The sequence below is a fragment of the Sphingobium tyrosinilyticum genome, assembly GCF_042654265.1.
In the GTDB taxonomy this organism is placed as follows: Bacteria; Pseudomonadota; Alphaproteobacteria; order Sphingomonadales; family Sphingomonadaceae; genus Sphingobium; species Sphingobium tyrosinilyticum.
This window is the reverse complement of record NZ_JBHSFZ010000017.1, coordinates 1-19,375: the sequence shown is the minus strand read 5'-3', so window position 1 is coordinate 19,375 and position 19,375 is coordinate 1. Positions and strand designations below refer to the sequence as shown.

General features: G+C 64.3%; 19 protein-coding genes and 1 pseudogene. 11 read left to right on the top strand and 9 right to left on the bottom strand.

The genetic code is table 11. The features are described from left to right. Nucleotides 1-12 precede the first annotated feature (12 nt). From ACFO3E_RS09890 to ACFO3E_RS09870, 5 genes are all read right to left on the bottom strand, one after another. The gene (locus ACFO3E_RS09890; RefSeq protein WP_380804270.1) at nt 13-1,086 is read right to left on the bottom strand and encodes a zinc-dependent alcohol dehydrogenase; all 1,074 of its coding nucleotides are present in this window, start codon (nt 1,084-1,086) and stop codon (nt 13-15) included. A gap of 261 nt (nt 1,087-1,347) precedes the next feature. Then, a complete protein-coding gene (locus tag ACFO3E_RS09885; RefSeq protein ID WP_066530746.1) occupies nt 1,348-2,784 on the bottom strand; it encodes an NAD-dependent succinate-semialdehyde dehydrogenase in 1,437 nt (478 codons plus the stop codon). 131 nt (nt 2,785-2,915) lie between these two features. After that, the gene (locus ACFO3E_RS09880; protein ID WP_066530742.1) at nt 2,916-3,839 is read right to left on the bottom strand and encodes an acyl-CoA dehydrogenase family protein; all 924 of its coding nucleotides are present in this window, start codon (nt 3,837-3,839) and stop codon (nt 2,916-2,918) included. 13 nt (nt 3,840-3,852) lie between these two features. After that, entirely contained in the window at nt 3,853-4,995 is a 1,143-nt protein-coding gene (locus tag ACFO3E_RS09875) for an acyl-CoA dehydrogenase family protein (RefSeq protein ID WP_380804267.1), read from the bottom strand. A gap of 99 nt (nt 4,996-5,094) precedes the next feature. After that, the gene (locus tag ACFO3E_RS09870) at nt 5,095-5,967 is read right to left on the bottom strand and encodes a LysR family transcriptional regulator (RefSeq protein WP_066531679.1); all 873 of its coding nucleotides are present in this window, start codon (nt 5,965-5,967) and stop codon (nt 5,095-5,097) included. Between the two features lie 101 nt (nt 5,968-6,068). Between ACFO3E_RS09870 and ACFO3E_RS09865 the strand changes: the two genes are divergently transcribed. The 6 genes from ACFO3E_RS09865 to ACFO3E_RS09840 all read left to right on the top strand — a co-directional run bounded on the left by ACFO3E_RS09865 (nt 6,069) and on the right by ACFO3E_RS09840 (nt 11,560). Further along, on the top strand, nt 6,069-6,869 hold the full coding sequence (locus tag ACFO3E_RS09865) for a crotonase/enoyl-CoA hydratase family protein (RefSeq protein WP_066530738.1): 801 nt from the start codon (nt 6,069-6,071) through the stop codon (nt 6,867-6,869). After that, a complete protein-coding gene (locus ACFO3E_RS09860) occupies nt 6,866-8,110 on the top strand; it encodes a CaiB/BaiF CoA transferase family protein (RefSeq protein ID WP_066530736.1) in 1,245 nt (414 codons plus the stop codon). The genes ACFO3E_RS09865 and ACFO3E_RS09860 overlap by 4 nt, the downstream gene beginning before the upstream one ends. A 49-nt stretch (nt 8,111-8,159) precedes the next feature. After that, nucleotides 8,160-9,059, top strand: a complete 900-nt coding sequence (locus ACFO3E_RS09855; protein ID WP_066530733.1) for an NAD(P)-dependent oxidoreductase — start codon at nt 8,160-8,162, stop codon at nt 9,057-9,059. Nucleotides 9,060-9,072: 13 nt separating this feature from the next. Next, nucleotides 9,073-9,927, top strand: a complete 855-nt coding sequence (locus tag ACFO3E_RS09850) for a sugar phosphate isomerase/epimerase family protein (protein ID WP_066531677.1) — start codon at nt 9,073-9,075, stop codon at nt 9,925-9,927. A gap of 114 nt (nt 9,928-10,041) precedes the next feature. Then, nucleotides 10,042-11,001, top strand: coding sequence for an AEC family transporter (locus ACFO3E_RS09845; protein ID WP_082919746.1), 960 nt, complete (start codon nt 10,042-10,044; stop codon nt 10,999-11,001). A 97-nt stretch (nt 11,002-11,098) separates the two neighbouring features. Further along, nucleotides 11,099-11,560: a hypothetical protein gene (locus tag ACFO3E_RS09840; RefSeq protein ID WP_066530730.1), complete on the top strand. Its 462-nt coding sequence runs from the start codon at nt 11,099-11,101 to the stop codon at nt 11,558-11,560. Nucleotides 11,561-11,569: 9 nt separating this feature from the next. On the opposite strand, the gene ACFO3E_RS09835 is transcribed toward ACFO3E_RS09840, so the two are convergent. Together ACFO3E_RS09835 and ACFO3E_RS09830 are read right to left on the bottom strand one after the other, a co-directional pair. Continuing rightward, nucleotides 11,570-11,980 (bottom strand): low affinity iron permease family protein, encoded by a 411-nt coding sequence (locus tag ACFO3E_RS09835; protein ID WP_066531675.1) that lies wholly within the window; start codon nt 11,978-11,980, stop codon nt 11,570-11,572. A 59-nt stretch (nt 11,981-12,039) separates the two neighbouring features. Continuing rightward, nucleotides 12,040-12,387: a hypothetical protein gene (locus ACFO3E_RS09830; protein ID WP_380804261.1), complete on the bottom strand. Its 348-nt coding sequence runs from the start codon at nt 12,385-12,387 to the stop codon at nt 12,040-12,042. Here ACFO3E_RS09830 and ACFO3E_RS09825 point away from each other — a divergent pair. The 5 genes from ACFO3E_RS09825 to ACFO3E_RS09805 are packed head-to-tail and all read left to right on the top strand — an operon-like array spanning nt 12,377 to nt 18,186. Further along, nucleotides 12,377-13,984 carry a putative bifunctional diguanylate cyclase/phosphodiesterase gene (locus ACFO3E_RS09825; RefSeq protein WP_197486352.1) on the top strand — a complete coding sequence of 536 codons (1,608 nt, stop codon included), beginning with the start codon at nt 12,377-12,379 and terminating at the stop codon, nt 13,982-13,984. The genes ACFO3E_RS09830 and ACFO3E_RS09825 overlap by 11 nt on opposite strands. Continuing rightward, nucleotides 13,981-14,712 (top strand): LysM peptidoglycan-binding domain-containing protein, encoded by a 732-nt coding sequence (locus tag ACFO3E_RS09820; protein ID WP_066530721.1) that lies wholly within the window; start codon nt 13,981-13,983, stop codon nt 14,710-14,712. The genes ACFO3E_RS09825 and ACFO3E_RS09820 overlap by 4 nt, the downstream gene beginning before the upstream one ends. A gap of 23 nt (nt 14,713-14,735) precedes the next feature. After that, complete coding sequence (locus tag ACFO3E_RS09815; protein WP_066531674.1) at nt 14,736-16,439, top strand: serine/threonine-protein kinase; 1,704 nt, start codon at nt 14,736-14,738, stop codon at nt 16,437-16,439. Then, complete coding sequence (locus ACFO3E_RS09810) at nt 16,439-17,449, top strand: type VI secretion system-associated FHA domain protein (protein ID WP_066530718.1); 1,011 nt, start codon at nt 16,439-16,441, stop codon at nt 17,447-17,449. Before ACFO3E_RS09815 ends, ACFO3E_RS09810 begins: the two co-directional genes overlap by 1 nt. Next, the gene (locus tag ACFO3E_RS09805; RefSeq protein ID WP_082919743.1) at nt 17,446-18,186 is read left to right on the top strand and encodes a PP2C family protein-serine/threonine phosphatase; all 741 of its coding nucleotides are present in this window, start codon (nt 17,446-17,448) and stop codon (nt 18,184-18,186) included. Before ACFO3E_RS09810 ends, ACFO3E_RS09805 begins: the two co-directional genes overlap by 4 nt. A 199-nt stretch (nt 18,187-18,385) precedes the next feature. Here ACFO3E_RS09805 and ACFO3E_RS09800 read toward each other — a convergent pair whose 3' ends face one another. Beyond that, nucleotides 18,386-19,063: a hypothetical protein gene (locus ACFO3E_RS09800; protein ID WP_066530716.1), complete on the bottom strand. Its 678-nt coding sequence runs from the start codon at nt 19,061-19,063 to the stop codon at nt 18,386-18,388. An 88-nt stretch (nt 19,064-19,151) separates the two neighbouring features. Beyond that, nucleotides 19,152-19,375, bottom strand: a pseudogene (locus ACFO3E_RS09795) (Rieske 2Fe-2S domain-containing protein); the annotation flags it as partial.

Genomic DNA, 19,375 nt, shown 5'->3' with positions numbered 1-19,375 from the left:
TATGCCCGCCTCTCACGCGACTTGTGGAAAAGTGACGATCACCTTGGCCGACGCCTCCGGATCTGCGGCGGTTCGGAAAGCTTCGTCCAGCTGGTTGAAATCGATCCGATGGCTGATCAGCGGATCGACATTCACCTTTCCGTCAGCCAGCATTTTCACGCACTCGTTGAACTCTTCCGCCCGATCACTCGCGATCGACCCGGAAATGCTGAACTCATTGGCCATCATCTTCCAAAGATTGATGGGCATCGGCTTTTTATGTAGCGCGACGATGACCACACGGGACTGATATTTCGCCAGTTCCAGTAATTCACCTAGGGCCTCTTGCGACCCTGCCGCATCGATGATGACATCGCTGCCCACGAAGGGCAGACCATACCGCTCCCCTGTTCCATGCGCTTGGCCGACGGCATGGCCCAACGACTCGCACGACGGATTGACGGTAACGCTCGCCTCAAGCTGGCGCGCCCGTTCCAGCCGGGCGTCGCACAGATCCGCGATCAGGATGTCGCTTATGCCCCGATGGCGAAGGCAGATGACGGTACATAGGCCGATTGGACCCGCGCCCAGGACCACGACCTTATCCCCCGGCTCAACCCGGCCGATGTTCAGGCCGTGCATCGCCACCGACAATGGTTCTGCCAGAGCGGCTTTTTCCAGCAGCAGACTGTCTGGGATGGGACAAATCTCCAAGCCGAGGCGCGCATTCTCCACCAGGATGAACGGGGCGAACGCGCCCGGCCCGCCACCGCCGATAAGCCCGCTATCGGGGTTGACGGCGCAGCGTTGACCCGGCGCTATGTCGCGCACCTCGGCTCCTACCTGCTCGACGATGCCGGCAAATTCATGTCCAAGCGGCAAAGGTTCAGTAAGTGGCGCACCGCCCATATTCCCTGCGGCGACATAGCCGAGGTCGCTGCCGCAAACACCCGCTGCGCCCACGCGCACCAGTACATCATACGGCCCGATTGCCGGCACTTCCACTTGGTCGATGCGCATGTCCCCCGCACCATGCACGCGGGCCAGCGGCATTGTGGCCGGAAGCGCTGGGCTAGGGCTCGCACCCATAACTTGAGAATCGCTCATGACGTCCTCTCCTCCTCATCTTTCTTTGTCTCGTTGGTAAACTTATCAGTTTCCTAGTCAAGCCGATTATAGCGAAAGACGTCAAACGGACATGCGTAAAGGATCCCCGCACTCCCATGCAGGAAGGCGCGCGGAACAACTGACGATTTCCTGATGCGAAGGCGGCGGCGAAAGATGCCGCGCCAAGTAGCTTATCCTTCACCTCCTTGTCAGGAGGCGGAGGAGGGCCGACGTAAGTCTATTATAGCGGCTGATTGATGTTCAGACGATCTTCGCCGTCACCAAGAAGGGGCGCAGATAGGCGTCCATGCCTTCGATACCACCTTCGGAGCCCATGCCGCTGTCGCCCACGCCGCCGAAGGGCGTTTCGGGCATCGCCATGGCATAATGGTTGAGGCCCAGCATGCCTGCATTGATGCGCTCTGAGATCTTGCGCTCCGTGCTCAGACTGTTGGTGAAGGCATAGGAAGCCAGACCATAGGGCAGACGATTGGCTTCGGTCAGCGCGGCGTCGATGTCATCGACCGGCATCACTAGCATCAGCGGGCCGAAGGGTTCCTCGTTCATCGCATCCATTTCAGGCGTCATGCCCGACAGCACGGTCGGCTGGAAGAAATAGCCGCGGTTGCCGATCCGCGATCCACCCGTTTCGATCTTTGCGCCACGCTGCACGGCGTCGGCGGCCAATGCCTCGATCTTTGACAGCTGCCCCGCGGTGGCGAGCGGACCCATCTGCGTGTCCGCATCCATACCGTCGCCGACGCGCAGCTTGCTTGCCGCTTCGGCGACGCCCGCGACGAACTCGGCATAGATCGGCTTTTCGACGAGGAAGCGGGTCGGCGACACGCATACCTGGCCGCCGTTGCGGAACTTGAACTCGGCCGCCAGCGGCACAACCGTGTTCAAGTCCACATCCCGCGCGATGATCACCGGATTATGGCCACCCAACTCCATCGTCACCTTCTTAAGGTGCTGCCCGGCGGCGCTCGCCAGAATGCGGCCGACGCGGGTCGAGCCGGTCAGCGTCACCTTGTGAATTTCGGGCGCGGCGCAGAGCGCAGCAGAGATTGCGGGCGCGTCGCCCCAAATGACGCTCAACGCGCGCGGGGGGAGACCGGCGGCGAGCAGGGCGCCGACGATGCGCCAGCCAGAGCTTGGAGTCTCCTCCGCACATTTCAGGACTACCGAACAGCCAGCGGCCAGCGCCGGGGCAACCTTCTGCATCACCGTCCAGGCGGGGAAATTCCAGGGCGTGAAGGCAGCGACCGGGCCGACCGGGCGACGGTGCACGGCCCAACGCATGTCGCTCGCCCGGGTGGGGATCAGGCGGCCATAGGCGCGGCGTCCTTCTTCGGCAAACCAATCGAGCAGATCGGCCGACGCCATCCATTCGCCCCGCGCCTGCACCAGCGGCTTGCCGCTCTCGCGAGTCATCTCGGCAGCGGCTTCTTCAACCTCAGCGCGCATCTGGTCGGCGGCGCGGCGCATGATTTTGCTGCGGTCGAAAGGCGCCATCGCCGACCATTGCGCAAAGCCCTCAACCGACAGGCGCGCAGCCTCAAGCGCTTCTTCCGCGCCGCAATTCGGGATGTTCGCGATCACTTCCTCGGTCGAGGGATTGACCAGCGGCATCGTCCCGAGCGAACCCTGCTTGCGTTCCTGACCGTCGATGATGGGATAGGGCGTCGAAATGGTCATGCGAATATGGTCCTCTACCTCAAGCGCTGCGCCGCACGGATCATCTGTTAGGGCGCAGCCCAGGGCTGCTGGCTGCGCCTCTTAGCGCCCTAGACCAACACGCGACAACCCCTTGCGTCGGGAGCTTGCGATCAGGCGCCCCGAATGAAATCAGCAGTTGGCTTGGCAGGCTCCGCCATGCGCAACTCCCCAAGCACCCCAGCCCAATAGCCTTCCGATCCGTCCGCCAGGCGCCAGCCATGCAGACGGCGGGTCAACAGTTGCAGGTCATATTCCTCGCTAATGCCGATCGCACCATGGACGGCATGAGCGATTGCGGCGATCTGTCCTGCGGCAAGGCTCGTGCCATGCTTTGCGATGGCAGCGTCCACGAGCTTCGGCCGCAACCCCGCCCGAGCGCCGATCGCGGCGGCGATGCGAGCGGCGACGGCCTGCTCGGCGAGGACGGACAGCTGCTGCTGCACGGCCTGCTGCTTGCCGATCGGCTTGCCGAACTGGACGCGTTCATTGGCGTAGGCGACGGTCATTTCCATCACGCGCTCCGCCGCACCGGAGATCAGCAGCGCGCGCAGCGCGGCAGCGATCGGGCGCAGGGCCTTGCCGTCGAGCCCGCTCACATAGGCCCCGCCGTCATGTGGCACGCCCGTCGGTTCGACGTTCGCTGGCGTCACTACCGGCGCGTCGGGCGCGCCGGAGAGGATGTGGGTAGCCACGGCGGCGAAAGGCGCAGCGCCCGCGCCGGTGGCGATGGCGATCGGCCCTTCGGGCGCTTCGACGCCAGCAGCGGCGAGCAGCGCGCGGGCGACCATCGTATCGCCGACCGGCAGCGGCACGGCATGGCGGCCGAGCAGCGCGATCAGCGAGGCGGCGTCGCTCAGCGACAGGCCAGCGCCGCCGGATTCCTCGGCGACCAAGGCGTCAAGGAAGCCGGATTCCAGGAAAGCCTTCCACATCGCTGCGGTATCGCCGCCCTGTTCAATCTCGCGGATCGCGGCGGGGGTGCAGATATCTTCGATCAAGCGGGCGAAGGGATCGATCAGTTCGGACATGTCCATGGAGTGGCTCCCTTCAGCGCAGGCCAAGGCCGCGGGCGATGATGCCGCGCAGGATTTCACGCGTGCCGCCGCGCAGCGAGAAGCTGGGCGCGGCATAGGTCACATAAAGTAAGGTGCGGTAGAGTTCCGGATCGACCGGCTCATCCGGGTTGGCAGCCAGGTCATCCCCGATCAGCTGGGGCACCGCCTGCTCGAAACTGGTGCCGAGATCCTTCATCAGCGAGGCTTCGACAACCGGGCTCTCGCCCGCCACCAACCGCGCGGTCACGGCGAGCGACATTTCGCGCAGCACCGCCTGCTGCGCCATCAGGGATCCGACGAGGCGCAGCGTGGCGCTGTCCTTCCGCCCAACCGCTTCGAGATGACGCACCCAGGCATCGATTAACACTACGGAGGAATAAATGCGCTCCGGTCCGCTGCGCTCGAACGCAAGCTCCGCGGTCACCTGCTTCCACCCCTGCCCTTCCGAACCGATCAGGGCGTCGGGGGCGAGACGAACATCTTCGAAAAAGACTTCGGCGAAATGCGCGTCGCCGGTCAGGTCAACGATCGGACGGATAATGACGCCGGGCGCTTTGAGATCGACGATCAGCTGGGACAGGCCCTGTTGCCGGTCGGCGCTGGTGCCCGATGTGCGCACCAAGGCGATCATATAATCGCCATGCATCGCGTTGGTGGTCCAGATCTTCTGGCCGTTGAGCAGCCAACTACCGTCTGCCTGCTGTTCGGCGCGGGTGCGGACGCTGGCGAGGTCTGAACCGGAGCCTGGCTCGCTCATGCCGATGCAGAAGAGCGCTTCGCCCTTCGAGATGCGGGGCAGGTAAAAGCGGCGCTGTTCCTCCGTGCCGTAATGCAGGATCAGCGGGCCGCTCTGGCGGTCGGCGATCCAGTGCCCGGCGACGGGAGCGCCAGCCGACAGCAGTTCTTCCACCACAACGAAGCGGGTGAAGGGGCCGCGACCCATGCCACCATATTCCTTGGGCAGAGACAGGCCGAGATAGCCGGCCTGGCCCAATTTTCGGCTGAAAGAGGCGTCGAAACCCTGCCAGGAGCGAGCGCGGCGGCTGACGGGCAGCTCGGCGATGGCTTCGTCGATCAGAGCGCGCAGGGCGGGGCGGATCGCCTCATCCTCGGGCGGCAGGGCGGAAAGGGTCAATGTTTCGAACAAGCCGGCCTCGTGAAACCATCAATGAGTGGCGAACTGATCGCGTTTTGCGGGAGAAGTGTCCAATATCGAATTGGCGCAATTTGATAGTTAGTCGCTATTGGATGCGATCGCGGCGAAGTTTTGAGCGAGCGGGCTGGGCGTGTCGCGCGGCAGGGCGACGCCGGTCAGGACGGGCACCGGGCTGGCGAGGTGGACCAGGCGGACGCCCTGCGGAACCGATCCTGCGGCGCGGGAAGGGACGAGCGCCACGCCGAGGCCCGAGCGGACGAGGGCGAGAACGGCGCTGAGCTGCGCGGCTTCCTGCGCGACGATGGGCATGAACCCGGCCTTTTGGCAGGCGGTCAGCGTGATCGAATGCAGCACGCTGATGCGGCTTTGCAGGATGAAGGGCTGCGCGGCGAGATCGCTCAACTCCACGCTTTCCGCGTCGGCGAAGGGGCTGCCCTCTGGGAGCGCGGCATATAGTTCGTCCGGGTCGATCACCTGCGTGTCCACGGCCGCGATCTGAAGCAGCGGCAGGCGCACCAGCCCAACGTCCAATTCGCCCGCAGCCAGCTTGCGCGCGATTTCCATGCTTGTCGCTTCCTCCAGCACCAGTTCGACGGCAGGATAGCGTCGGCGATATTCCGTAATGAGGCGCGGCAGCAGTTCGAAGGTCGCCGAGCCGACAAAGCCAACGCGCAGCCGCCCCCTTTCCCCAGCAGCCCCTTCTCGCGCGGCTTCCCGAAAGCGATCGGCCTGCGCCAGCGTAGCCCGCGCCATCTCCAGCGAGGCGCGGCCCGCCGCCGTCAGCGTCACGCCGCGCGCACTTCGCACGAACAGCGCCGCGCCCAATTCGTCCTCCAGCTTGCGGATGGCGACCGTCAGCGGCGGCTGCGACATATTCAGCCGCTCGGCCGCACGGTGGAAATTGCCCGTTTCGGCAAGCATGACAAAGTAGCGAAGCTGACGCAGTTCCATGATAGCTTCCATATATCGGATAAACGAAAATCAATATTAGCTTGGCGCAGGGCGCGCGCCTAGCGTGCCCCGTCATTTCATCCTGCATTGGGAGAGTCCGCTTGGAACCGTTCCTTCTCGTCGAGCGCGACGGCCCCGTCGTCATCGCCCGTTTCAACCGCCCCGATGAACGCAACACCATCACCGAGGTCGCGCATAGCGAGGAAATCGTCGATTTCTGCCGCCACATGGTGCGCGACACATCGGTTCGGGCGATCGTCCTGACCGGCAATGGCAAGGCGTTCAGCGCGGGCGGCAACGTCAAATATATGGCCGAACGATCGGGCATGTTCGGCGGCTCGCCCTATGAGATCCGGAATTCCTACCGCACCAGCGTGCAGATGATCGGACCGGCGATCCACGAACTGGAAGTGCCCATCATCGCCGCGATCAACGGCCCGGCGATCGGCCTGGGCCTCGACATTTCCTGCATGTGCGACATCCGCCTGATGGCGGACACGGCCGTCGTGGCGGAAAGCTATGTGAAGCTCGGCATCATTCCGGGCGGTGGCGGCGGATGGTTGTTGCCGCGCCTGATCGGGCCGCAGCGCGCCAATATCATGACGCTGACCGGCGAAGCGATCAACGCCGCGACCGCGCTGGAATATGGCCTGGTCGCCGAAGTGCTGCCCGCCGACAAGCTGATGGACCGGGCGCTGGAACTGGCGGGCAAGATCGCCGCTAATCCGGGCCACGCCACCCGGATGGCCAAGCGGCTGATGCGCGAAGGGGCGGACATGAAGCTGCCAACGCTGCTGGAAATGGCGGCGGGTTATCAGTCGCTCGCCCATTATACCGAAGACCATCATGAAGCGATCGCCGCCTTCCTCGGCAAGCGCGCGCCGGAGTTCCAGAACAAGTGAGCGACAAGCAGACGCCCACCGGGCCGCTCGCCGGGATCAAAGTCCTCGATCTGTCCCGCGTGCTGGCCGGACCGTGGACGACGCAAATATTGGGCGACCTGGGCGCGGAGGTCATCAAGATCGAACAGCCCGGACAGGGCGACGACACGCGCCGCTGGGGACCTCCTTTCCTCGACGACGGGTCCAAGGACGCGGCCTATTATCTGTGCGCCAACCGCAACAAGCAGTCGGTCGCGATCAACCTCGCCGACCCGCGCGGCGCGGAGTTGATCCGGCAGATCGCGCTAGACGCGGACATCGTCGTGGAGAATTTCCGTGTCGACGGGCTCAACAAATATGGCCTCGACTACGCCTCTCTGTCCAAGATCAATCCGAAGCTCATCTATTGTTCGATCACCGGCTTTGGCCAGGATGGCCCCTATAAGGATCGGGGCGGCTATGACTTCCTGATCCAGGGGATGAGCGGTCTCATGTCGATCACCGGCCGTCCCGACGATGAGGCAGGCGGCGGCCCGATGAAGGTCGGCATTCCGATCAGCGATCTGGTGACGGGCCTTTATTCGGCCATTTCCATCCTCGCCGCGCTCGCGCATCGCGACCGCACTGGGGAAGGCCAGCATATCGACATGGCGCTGCTGGACACGCAGGTGTCGCTGCTCGCCAACCAGGCTTCCAACTATCTGAACGGCGGCATGATCCCCCGCCGGCTGGGCAATGAACACCCCAATACCGTGCCCTATCAGGATTTCTCCTGTTCCGATGGCGACATATTGGTGGCGCTGGGCAATGACCGGCAGTTCCGCAGCTTCTGCGAACTGATCGGCCGCCCCGACCTGCCCGACGATCCGCGCTTCATCGACAATGGCCATCGCTCGCCCAACCGCAAGGCGTTGCAGGACGAGATGCGGCCTGCCATCGCAAAATGGAAATCGGACGATCTGATCGCGGCGATGGAAGCAGCCAAGTTGCCGGGCGGACGCGTCAACGAAATCCCCGACATATTGGCCGACGAGCATGTCGTTGCGCGCGGCGTCATCAAGGACATGCTCCGGTCGGACGGCACGCCGGTCAAGGTGCTGGGCTATCCGGGGAAATTTTCCAAGACGCCCGCCGACTATCGCCGTGCGCCACCGCGTTCGGGTGAAGATACGCGTTCGGTGCTGACCGATGTTCTGGGATTGTCCGAAGGTCAGATCACCGCGCTTGTGGAAGCGGGCGTTGTCGCGGAAAAACTTCACTGATTTTTTTGAATCGTCGCGCAAGCGCAGACGGCATTGAGAGGAAGAAACAATGACCACCAAGATCGGCTTCATCGGCCTGGGCGCGATGGGCCTGCCCATGTCATCGAACCTGCAGCGCAAGGGCTTTGCGGTGACGGTCTATGACATTGACGACGCGAAGATGAGCACGGTTGCCGAGCTGGGCGCGAAGAAGGCGGCGAATGTCGCCGAAGCCAGCCGCGGCCAGGACATCGTCATCACCGTCCTGCCCGCGACGCAGCATGTCGAGGCGGTGGTGCTGGGTGAAGATGGCGTGCTGGCGAATATCGACGCTGGCGCATTGCTGATGGACCTGTCCACCATCGACGCCAAGGGCACCGATCGCGTGGCGGAAGCCTGCCGCGCCAAGGGCATCGCCTTTGTCGATGCGCCCATCGGCCGCCTGGCGCTGCATGCCGAGCGGGGCGAATCTTTGTTCATGGTGGGCGCTGAGGACCCCGATTTCGCGCGTGTCGAACCGGCGTTGAACGCCATGGGCACCGACATCTTCCGTTGTGGCAAGCCCGGCATGGGCAGCCGCATGAAGGTGATCAACAATTTCATGCTGCTGTCCACCGCGCAGGTGGTCGCCGAATCGATCGCGCTTGGCACCAAGCTCGGCCTCGACATCCAGACCATCCATGATGTCACCGGCAACACCACCGCGCGCAATGGCCAGTTCCATGTGCTGATGGTGAACAAGGTGCTCAAGGGCGATGTGGAGCCGGGCTTCACCATCGACCTGGCGTTCAAGGACCTGAGCCTTGCGATGAACGCAGCGGCGGAAAATCGCGTTGGCCTGCCCATGGGTGCGGCTGCCCATGCCGTGTTCGGCGGCGCGCGTGCGGGCGACTATGCGACGAAGGATTATTCGGCGCTGCTCGACTATGCCTGCCGCAACGCCGGGATCGAACCGCCGCGGATGGATTGAGCGGAGCGGCCCGATGGGCGCGCCGCAGCTGATCGCTACCTGCTGGACGACGGCAGGTGATGTGCGCCCGGACCGGCCGGACAATCTCGGCCGCTTTCCGCTAGAGCAACGGATCGAGGCGGCGGCGCGTGCAGGCTATGCGGGGAACGGCTTTTGGCTAGGCGACCTTATCGCCTGGCAGGAGCGTGGCCTTGGCTATGCGGCGCTGAAGCAGCGCCTGGCCGATGCGGGGCAGCATCTGGTCGAGCTGGAATTCCTGATAGACTGGTTCGCGGCGGGCCAACGGCGGGCCCAGTCGGACGCAGCGCGCGCGCAGCTGTTTCGCGCCGCCGATGCGCTGGGCGCTCGGCATGTGAAGGTCATGCCGCCCTTTCTGCCCGACGATCCCCAAGACGCCGATCTTGCGGCGGAATTTGCCGAGTTGTGCGAAGAAGCAGCGGGCCATGGGCTGATGGTGGGGCTGGAGATGCTGCCATTTTCAAGCCTGCCCAATCTGGAGGCGGCGCTAGGGATGGTGGCGGCGGCGAACGCCCCCAATGGCGGGCTGCTGATCGATATATGGCATGTCGTGCGCGCCGGCGGCGTTGTGGCGGATGTCGCGCAGGTGCCCGGCCGTTTCATCATCGCGGCCGAACTGTGCGACGCCATGATGGCTATGCAGGACAGCATCACCGAAGACACGATGCGGCATCGCAAGCTATGCGGCGAGGGCGAGTTCGACATCCCTGGCTTCATCCGCGCCCTGGGTGAGGCGGGCTATGATGGTCCCTATGGCGTTGAAATATTGTCCGATGCCTTCCGCCAGCTGCCCCTTGCGGAAGCGGCGCAGCGCAGCTTCGACACGAGCGCCGCGCAATTTAAGCGTTGATCGCATCCTACCCGCCGCTGATTGTCATTGGCGTATCTACGATTGCACAAAAAGCCGTTTTCGTCGCCCACAGCTTGGCATAGGGGACGCAGCGGTGCGGCAGCAAATGCCGCCATGCTGGGGGCAGTATATTCCATGGCGGTGACGATCTTCGGCGCGTTAATGCCGGTCTTCGGATTGATCCTGATCGGCTATATTTGCGGTCGATACGACATATTGGGCGACCGCGCGTTCGAGGTGCTGAACCGCTTCGTCATCGCGATCACGCTGCCGATCCTCACCTTCCGATCGATCGCGCATATGGATCCGCGCAACCTGGCCGTGCCGGGCATGTTCGCCGCCGTGATCCTGGGCGCGCTGGCTACTTATGGCCTTGCCTTCGCGATCGCGCGGCACTTTGGGCGATCGGGCGCGAACGCGAATATCGCAGCGCTATGCGCCTGTTTTAGCAATACGGGCTTCATCGGCCTGCCGGTCGCGACACTGGCCTGGGGTCCGGAGGCGGTGGCGCCAGTGTCCGTGACGATGCTGATCTATTCCGCCATCGTCTTCACGGTCGGGCTGGTCATGAGCGAGGTGACGGCCAGTCAGGGCCACGGCATTACCACCGGCCTGAAGCTGGCCGCGCGATCGACCGTTCGCAGCCCGTTGATCCTGCTGTCGGTCGCAGGCTGCATCTGGTCGGTGCTCGGCCTACCGCTGACCGGCCCGGCCGACGTGTTGATGGCGACATTGGCGCAGGCGACGGCGCCGTGCGCGCTGACGGCCATAGGCATCTTCATCGCCCTTCCCCGCCGCACCGCTACGCCAGGGCCGATCGGCCGCGTCGTCGCGCTGAAGCTGCTGGTCCAGCCGTTAATCACCGCCGCGATCCTGTGGATGCTGCCGCCGATCCCGCCGCTCTGGGCGAAGGTCGCGATCCTGATGGCAGCGATGCCGTGCGGCGCGTCCAGCTTCGTGCTGGCGGGCAAGGCAGGCCGATGGGCGATGGAGCTGAGCGCATGGGCGGTAATGCTGACGACGACGCTCGCCTCCCTGTCGCTGATCGGCATATTGTGGTGGCTGGGCGCCTAAGCCTTACCGGATGATTAACGGGGCGCTGACCCTGTCCCTTCACCGCTTGGAATGAGGTCTCGCGATAGGCTTGCCGCGGGGACGGTCGGAGATTTACGTGGTCAGCATCAACAGCAACGGCAACGCCTGGGCCAATTGGAATGCCAAAAATTCCAGCGGCAGCACCGCAACCACCCCGCCAGCGACGACGGCCGAGCCCATAGCGCCTGCCCCTATGACCGCGCCTTCGGGGGAGACCAGCAGCGGCGCGGCGACCGTACCATCCCCTATAACGGCAGCGCCCGAGCTGGCTTTAGTCTATCCGCCCCCGGCGCGGACGAACATCGGGCAAGTGTCGGCCCCATCACATTCGCTCGATGGCTTGCTGTCCGAGGCTGGTTTCTTCTCGCGCAGCGCTGCGGCCGAGACATCTGCCAGCACCGCCGCCGAACCGGCGGCCAGCAGCGCGATGCCCGCAGCGCTCAGCGCAGCCGAAGTCGTTGCCCGCGCCGCTTATGCGATCGTGGCGGAGGCAGGGGCGGACAGCGCGACCGCCTCGCTGATCAAGCAGTTCGGATAGGCGGGCGGCTCAAGTCCGCCGCAGCACATGTTCGACGCTGTCGTCGGCCGTCGCAGCCTTCCCCTCCTCCTCACCGACCTCCTTTTCCAGCGCGGCGCGGATCTCCTCCACCTCGCCCGCGCTGCGATGCTCGATGCCGATGAACTGCTCGCGCGCTGAATCGAGCGCCCGGATCACCTCATCCAGCTTCGCCTGCATCGCTGCCGCGTCCCGGTTTTGACTGTTCTGGATCAGGAAGACCATCAGGAAGGTGATGATGGTCGTGCCGGTGTTGATGATGAGCTGCCAGGTATCGGAATATTGAAAGACGGGTCCGGTAAGGCCCCAGACGAGGATGAGCCCGAGCGCCAGCGCGAAGCTCAGCGGTTGACCCGCGGCAGAGGCGATGCGCGTGGCTATGGCGGTGAAGATGCGATCCATGATGTGTCTCTCGTCCATTGCCGCTGGTCGTTCGGAACCAGCAATGATTAGAAAAACATTCAACGAAGCGAAATGATCAAAAGCGCCGCGATAAAAGCCGCCGGATATGCCATATCGACGCTGAGCGTCATTCTGCTGGGCATCGTGTCGTGGAAAAGCGCGCACACGATCCCATGCTCGCCCTGTGCCTCGTGGCCGGGACGCTCACCTCCATAGCGGGGATGGCGCTGCGCTGGCTGTCCTACCGGATCGAGGACGAGGATGGCGCGAACCAGCGATAGATAGACTTTCAAACCCTGATCCCTAATCCAGATCAGGCGGTTCATGGCAATCACGACTGCTGCTTTAATCATCTGTTTCACAATTGCCGGTACTGCATCGCCTGGAAGGGTGAGCATGCCGCGCATTGGTCACAGGGTGCAGGAGAGGAAAATCCGGCCGGGCTTTTGGCTGGCGGCTCTCCTTTTGTGCGTCGCCTTGCCCGCCGGCTTGCTGGCCTTCCGCCAAGCGGCCCTGCCTCTCCTGATCATTCTATCCGTAGCGGCGCTCGCCTATTTAGCGGTAGAAGGCTTCTGGCTGATCCGCCTCGGACGTTCCCTTGGCGTAGGAGGCTCCTGTCCCATGGGGCGCGCCGTCCATGGGCGGGTCCTCAAACTCATCGACGCCAACCGGTCGATCGCCCAGCGCCTGGTGCAGCGCCATGGCGTATCGGGACTGCCGACCCGCGAAAGGCTGATCCAGGCGATGAGCGAGGGTCCCGGCATTTTGGGCATCATCGAATTTGCCGACTTCGACCGGCTGAGCGCCATCGACCCGGAAAAGGCCGATCAAGTCCTCGCCGAGATCGCGCAGCGGATCACCCGGATGGCAGGGACGACGCGGATCGCCGCGCATGTCGATCGCGCACACTTCGCCCTCTGGTTCGCCGGTGCGTCGGAAAATGAGGCGGCCCCCGCGTTGCAGGCGATCACCTATGCGCTGCAGGACCGCATATTGATCGGCGGCGAGGAACTGCTGCCCGTCATCCGCATGGGCCATATGCTATGCGATCCTGCAGCCACCCCGGCGGAAAAGCTGCTTTCCCGCGCCTTTTCCACTCTGGCTGCGCGGCACAGCGGCGCGCTTAGCCCGGCCGACGCGCTATCGCAGGCGACAGGCTACGATTTCGCGCTGGAACAGGACCTGCGCCGCGCCATTACCAGCGGCGAGTTTGAGCTGTGGTTCCAACCCTTCATCGACGCGCGCAGCCAGTCGGTTTGCGGCGCGGAAGCCCTTATCCGCTGGCGTCATCCAACGCGCGGGTTCGTTTCGCCCGCCGAGTTCATTCCGCTCGCCGAAGCGGCCGGACTAGCGGACGAGATTGGCACATGGGTCCTTGACGCTGCCTGCCGCGCCACGCGTAGTTGGTCGGCGACCGGCCTGCCCGCCGTCAAGATCGCGGTCAACGTTTCGGGCCGCCAGCTCGAACGCGATGGTTTTGACCGCCTCGTTGAACGGACGCTCAGCCGTCACGGCCTGCCGCCCCACCTGCTGGAGCTGGAGCTCACGGAGACCATCGCCATGGCCGATTCCCGTACGGCCGCCCTTCTGTTCGAGCGGTTAAGGGCGCTGGGCGTGGCGATCTCCATCGACGATTTCGGCACCGGCTATTCCAGCCTCAGCTATTTGAAGAAGCTGTCCTTCGACAAGCTCAAGATCGACCGGGAGTTCGTGACGGATGTGGACAGCCGGCGCGATTGCCAGGCGATCTGCCAGTCCATCATCGCGTTGGGCCGCGGCCTTGGCATCAACGTGCTGGCCGAAGGAGTGGAGCGCCCGGAGGAAATGATCTGGCTGCGCCGTCATGGCTGTCAGCTGTTCCAGGGGTTCCATTTCGCCCGCCCGATGCCCGAAAGCGATTTCCTGGCCTTCGCCCGCGATCGCCAGGCCATTACCCGCCTGTTCACCCCAAAAACCCTGCCGTCGCCCGGCAGACCAGCCCCGCACGCAAGGATCGCCCGATGAGGATTATCGCACCAACACTGATCGCCATAGTGGCGATCAGCCTTGCCGGTTGCGCGTCCAAACCGGGCAACAGCGCGCCGCGGCCCGCCATGGTGCAGCAGGTCAGCAACGCGCAGGAACTGGGCGATGTCGTTTCCCTGCTCGACCAGGGCGACGAAGCGGGCGCGCGCAAGAAGCTGGAGATGATGCTGAAGCGCGATCCCGCCGACGCTCGGTCCCGCAATCTGCTGGACAGCATCAGCGCCGATCCGGTCGCGACGCTGGGTGCGCAAAACTTCGCCTATCGGGTCGAGACGGGCGACACAATGCAGGGTATCGCCCAACGCTTCCTGGGCGACCGGATGAAATTCTACCTGCTGGCCCGCTATAATCAGGTCGCTGCGCCCGGATCATTGAAGCCTGGGCAGACGGTTCGCGTCCCCGGCGTACGGCCCAAGGAAGCGTCGGCTCCCCCGCCCCGCCCGCGTCCTGAAACGCCGCCCGCCCCCGCATTAAAGCCTGCGCCATCCGCCGCTACCCCGGCGCCTGCCCCCCCGCCGCGCACCGCCGATCCTCGCCGCGCCGCCCAAATGCGCTCCGCAGGTCTCACCGCCCTTAACAAGGGGCAGGTCGGCAATGCCGTCGGCCTGCTGAGCCAAGCCCTTCGGCTCGACCCCGGCAATGCGTTGATCCAGCGCGACCTTGATCGTGCGCGACGGCTTCAGGCCATGGTGAGGGCGCGGCGATGATAAGCCAGAATGGACCCGAAGAGATGAGCTGGATCGGACGATACCGGATCGATGAGCCTATTGGCGAAGGGGCGATGGCGCATGTTCATCGCGCGCATGACCCCAGCATCGATCGGCCGATCGCGATCAAGCTGCTGAAGCCCGAATTTCGATCCGACAGCGAAGTTTCCCGCCGTTTCCTGAGCGAATCCCGCGCGGCGGGCATGTTAAGCCACGCCAACATCGTCACCATCTATGATGTCGGCGAAGCAGACGGCACGCCCTATATCGCGATGGAATATGTCGATGGCGTTCCGCTGGACGATCTGCTGGCGGCGCAGGGCCGCCTAACCGCCGACAAGGTCGCGGTGCTAGGCGCGCAGATCGCCAGCGCGCTTGCCTATGCCCATGAGCAGGGCGTCGTCCACCGCGATATCAAGCCGTCCAACATCCTGATCTGCGACAATGGCAAGACGGCCAAGCTGCTCGATTTCGGCATCGCCCGCATCGATGGCCGCGACGTTGCCGCCTCGGAGCGGCACGCCGCCCGGACGCAGGCTGGCGCGGTGCTGGGAACGCCGCGCTATATGAGCCCCGAACAGGCGCTTGGCCTAGCGGTCGATGCGCGATCCGACCTCTTCTCGCTCGGCGTCGTCCTCTATGAAATGGTGACGGGCAAAATCGCCTTCACCGGCACGGGGCTCGCCACGCTCGCCATCCAGATCGCGCAGGAACAGCCGCTGGAGATCGCGCGGCATGTGCCCGATTGCCCAAAGGGGCTGCGCTTCCTAATCGGCAAGCTGCTCGCGAAGAAGCCGGACCAGCGTTTTGCCGACGCCGCGCAGGTGGCCCAGGCGCTCCGCCGCGAATTTGACGCGGCGACCGGCGACCTTGACCAGCGGCAGGAAGGAAGGATGCAGCGCTATCGCATGCCGTTCTTGCTCGGGCTTTCCACGTTGCTCGCGCTTGGCACTGGCGTCGATTTCGTGGTGCAGCGTGAAAAAGCGGTCATGCAGGAGATGGCGCTGACCTCCGGCTCCTCGATCGCCTCTTTTGTCGCACGCAACGCGGCGCTCCATGTCGCGGAAAATGCGGGACGACCGGCTGCGGAGCAGGATTGGGCGCCCTTGCAAGCCTTCGCCGTGGCCGCCGCCAGCGACCCTAGCCTGCGCCATCTCGTCATTGCCGATGAGCGCAACATCATACGCGCGGCAAGCAACCCCCGCCTTTTGGGCACGCGCTATCAGGCGGCCACCGCCGAAGCCCCCCTAAGCTCCGCCGCCGGGTCCGCCGTGACCCAAACGCGGGGCGGCTTCCGCTTTGTCCAGCCGGTGCGATATGCTGGCGTGCCATTCGGCAAGGTCGATGTGGTCATCGAACGCGGATCGCTCGACATGGCGCAACGCACCGCCACCCTGCTGCTCGCCGGTTTCGCAGTCTTCGTGACGCTGGTCCTCGCCATTTGCAGCGCCGCCAGCGTGCGCATCTGGAGCCGTCCGCTCCGCCGCCTGCGACGCGCGCTCGACGATGTAACGGCGGGCAATCTGTCCTTTCGCATCTCGCACCGTCGCAAGGACGAGATTGGCGGATTGTTCGACTCCCTGAACCGCATGGTGGCCTCACTCGCGGACCGGCACGATAATGTTGCGACTGCGCTGGCCGATGCGGAACGCGCAATGCTGATGACGCGGATCGATCCCATGACGGCGGCTGATGCGGCCGGGCAAAAGAAGAAGAAGGTGGCCTGATGTATATCTTCCGCCTGTTCAACAAGGATGATGCGCTCACCCCCGTCGATGCTAGATTCCTGGCGGAAGGGGTGCTGACGGTCGGGCGCGATCCTGCGTCCGATTGGGTGATGATCGATCCCGACCGGGAAATTTCGCGATCGCATCTCACCATGCGTGTCGAAGATGGGCAGCTGCTGCTCCACTGCACCGGCGCGAATGGCGTGTTCGATGCGGCGACCGAAGAAAGGCTGCCGATCGGCGAGGATATTCCGATCGCCCCCCCGCAATCCATCCTGCTGGGCCGGTACCGCCTGGCCGCCGATCATGCGCCGCAAGCGTCGGTGAGCGGCGTAGCGGAAAATGGCACGCTGTTGATGACGCCACCGCTGGGCCACCGCATCGATGTGCCGAGCGAATGGACCGACGCGCCCACCCTGCCGCCGATCACGGCGGGCACGATGTTCGACGCCTTTTGCGAGGGAGCTGGGATCGAGGCCGCGCAATTCAGCGCGGAAGATCCGGCGGATATCCTGCGGCGCGCGGGGGCTGTCTATCGCCAGATGGTGCTGGGCGTCGGCGATCTGCTGGCCGAACGCGACCGCGTGCGCGGGCAATATCAACTGGCCCAGACCGTTATCACCAGCGCAGACAACAACCCTTTCAAATGGGCGCCCACTCAGCGGCTCGCGATTGACCTGCTGCTCGCCAGCGAGGCCAGCTTTTTGTCGGGGCCGGACGCGCTCAACGCATCCTTCCGCGACATCAAGAAACATCTTGTCGCGACCTTCCACGGCTTTCAGAAGAGCCTGACCGCCGCCGTCGGCAGCTTCGATCCGGTCTCCATCGCTTCGGCGACCCAAGGGCAAGGATCACTGCTGAAGGGCAGGGCCGCAGTCTGCTGGGAAGAGGCGTGCAGGCGGCACGAGGCGCTGGCGGCGGAGCTGGAGGGCGAGGCCGGGACGCTCAACGACGCCTTCGTCGCGGCCTATGGCGAAACCAGCGCGCAGCAGGAAGGCGCCGCTCGATGAGCGCCATGCACGCCGCCGCGCCGGAGCGGGATCCGGACCGCCGGCCTCATCATTCGGTTGCCCGCACGCATGTCGGAAAGGTCCGCCTGCTCAACGAGGATCGCTATCTGGACGCGCCCGAACGGGGGCTTTGGGCCATTGCCGACGGCATGGGGGGGCATGACGCCGGCGATGTCGCCGCGACGATGACCGTGCGCGCGCTGGCCGCGTTGTGCGATGCCGCAGGTCCGATCGACCTAGGCGCGATCGGCGGCGCGTTGCAGGCCGTCAACAGCGGCATCCGCAGCCATATGCGCCAGCGCGGACAGCATGGCGGTTGCACCGTCGCAGGGCTGTGGCTGGATGAAGGGCGGGCGCATATCTTCTGGGCGGGCGACAGCCGCGTCTATCGGTTCCGCAACGACCGTCTGGAGCGGCTGACGCACGACCATAGCCTGGTGCAGCAGTTGCTGGATGCGGGGGCGCTCAACGCCGATCAGGCCGCGCGCCATCCCCAGGCCAATGTCATCACCCGCGCGCTCGGCGTCGATGATGCGGTGGAAGTGGAGCTATGCACGCTAGACCTCGGCAGCGGCGACCGCTTCCTGCTCTGTTCCGACGGCGTGACGGCTGAACTGAGCGACGGCCAACTTGCCGGCTATATGCGAGAAGCGCCCGGCGAAGAGATGAACGCGATCATGGGGGCGGCGCTGGAGGCAGGCGGCAGGGATAATCTGACGCTGATCATGGTGGGCTGACTGGGGGACTCGCAAGAGCACCGAGAGGCGCGCGAAATCCATGCCTCGCCCTCTGCGGGAGAATTGGGTGTCGACTATCGATCTTTGCCGATCCTTAAATCACGCAGCTCCGTTCGGGCCGAGCCGTCGAAGGCCACTCCCTAAGCGAAGAGGCACCCTTCGACAGGCTCAGGGCGAACGGAGACGGGTGAATAATGGATCAGAGTTCGACCACCGACAGGATGTGGCTGTCATAGCCGGGCCAGACATAGTCGAATTCGAGGATCAACGTATCGCCGATCTGGCCGCTCGACAGCAGGTCGGTTTCCACGAACAGCTGAAGGCCATTGCGGCCATAGGCGTAGCGCGTGACGTCGCCAAAAGCGGGTGAAGCGTCGAGCCGCGCGTCGATTTCAGCATTGCCAAGGCGCGGGCGGTTCACCGTCACCTTCAAACGACCCTTGAGATCGGGGTCGTTCTTGTTCGCATCGATCAGGTCGAGCGTCATCTTTTCGACCACATCCAAGGAATCGACGAGCGTGCCGACATGGAAGGTATATTCAGGATCGGCATCAACTGCGTCGCGCAGCGCCTTGACCGCCTCATGCTCCTTGTCCGTGCCATAGCCCAGCGCCTCGCGCGCGGCCTTGTTCAGCGCGGCTTGCGCGGCGGGCAAAGCGGACAGATAGAATATGCCGTCGCCCCGGCCGCTATGCTGATTGTGCACTACGAAGCGGTAGAAATTGCCATTCGGGAAGGGCAGCATCTGCGTTTCGACAAAACCAAGGAGCTTGAGCAGCTTGGCCGCAGCCGGGCCGTTCTCGGCATTGGGGTAGAATAGGGCGACATGCCCCATCGATCGGACGCATTCCTGCGCTTCTGCTGCTAAAGTCGCCATCTCGTCTCTCCTCCTCAGGCCGCTATGCACGGCATTTTGTTACGAAACCCGCAGGACCGCCGCCAGCGCGACAGTCCTTCCCGGCGTTTTAGGCGGCTTGCGTCGAGCTACGCTTGTCGAGCGTGACATGCAGGCCGTTGGTGCGTTTATGCAGGTCGGGGGTCTTGTCTCGGGGATTGTAGAACTGCTTGTACCAGGTGCGGACCTTGCCATAGGGGCCGTCGCTCGGGATCACGAGCGGGTTGAGGCACGCCTTCTTGTTCTGCCAGATCTCGACATCCTGGGCGAAGGCCAGGCGGCTGCCTTCCTGAT

Coding starts and splice junctions, on each gene's coding strand:
- ACFO3E_RS09890 (WP_380804270.1), bottom strand. CDS start 1,086: ATGAGCGATTCTCAAGTTATGGGTGCGAGCCCTAGCCCAGCGCTTCCG.
- ACFO3E_RS09805 (WP_082919743.1), top strand. CDS start 17,446: ATGAGCGCCATGCACGCCGCCGCGCCGGAGCGGGATCCGGACCGCCGG.
- ACFO3E_RS09855 (WP_066530733.1), top strand. CDS start 8,160: ATGACCACCAAGATCGGCTTCATCGGCCTGGGCGCGATGGGCCTGCCC.
- ACFO3E_RS09825 (WP_197486352.1), top strand. CDS start 12,377: ATGCCGCGCATTGGTCACAGGGTGCAGGAGAGGAAAATCCGGCCGGGC.
- ACFO3E_RS09815 (WP_066531674.1), top strand. CDS start 14,736: ATGAGCTGGATCGGACGATACCGGATCGATGAGCCTATTGGCGAAGGG.
- ACFO3E_RS09870 (WP_066531679.1), bottom strand. CDS start 5,967: ATGGAACTGCGTCAGCTTCGCTACTTTGTCATGCTTGCCGAAACGGGC.
- ACFO3E_RS09850 (WP_066531677.1), top strand. CDS start 9,073: ATGGGCGCGCCGCAGCTGATCGCTACCTGCTGGACGACGGCAGGTGAT.
- ACFO3E_RS09835 (WP_066531675.1), bottom strand. CDS start 11,980: ATGGATCGCATCTTCACCGCCATAGCCACGCGCATCGCCTCTGCCGCG.
- ACFO3E_RS09830 (WP_380804261.1), bottom strand. CDS start 12,387: ATGCGCGGCATGCTCACCCTTCCAGGCGATGCAGTACCGGCAATTGTG.
- ACFO3E_RS09820 (WP_066530721.1), top strand. CDS start 13,981: ATGAGGATTATCGCACCAACACTGATCGCCATAGTGGCGATCAGCCTT.
- ACFO3E_RS09845 (WP_082919746.1), top strand. CDS start 10,042: ATGCTGGGGGCAGTATATTCCATGGCGGTGACGATCTTCGGCGCGTTA.
- ACFO3E_RS09810 (WP_066530718.1), top strand. CDS start 16,439: ATGTATATCTTCCGCCTGTTCAACAAGGATGATGCGCTCACCCCCGTC.
- ACFO3E_RS09885 (WP_066530746.1), bottom strand. CDS start 2,784: ATGACCATTTCGACGCCCTATCCCATCATCGACGGTCAGGAACGCAAG.
- ACFO3E_RS09880 (WP_066530742.1), bottom strand. CDS start 3,839: ATGGACATGTCCGAACTGATCGATCCCTTCGCCCGCTTGATCGAAGAT.
- ACFO3E_RS09800 (WP_066530716.1), bottom strand. CDS start 19,063: ATGGCGACTTTAGCAGCAGAAGCGCAGGAATGCGTCCGATCGATGGGG.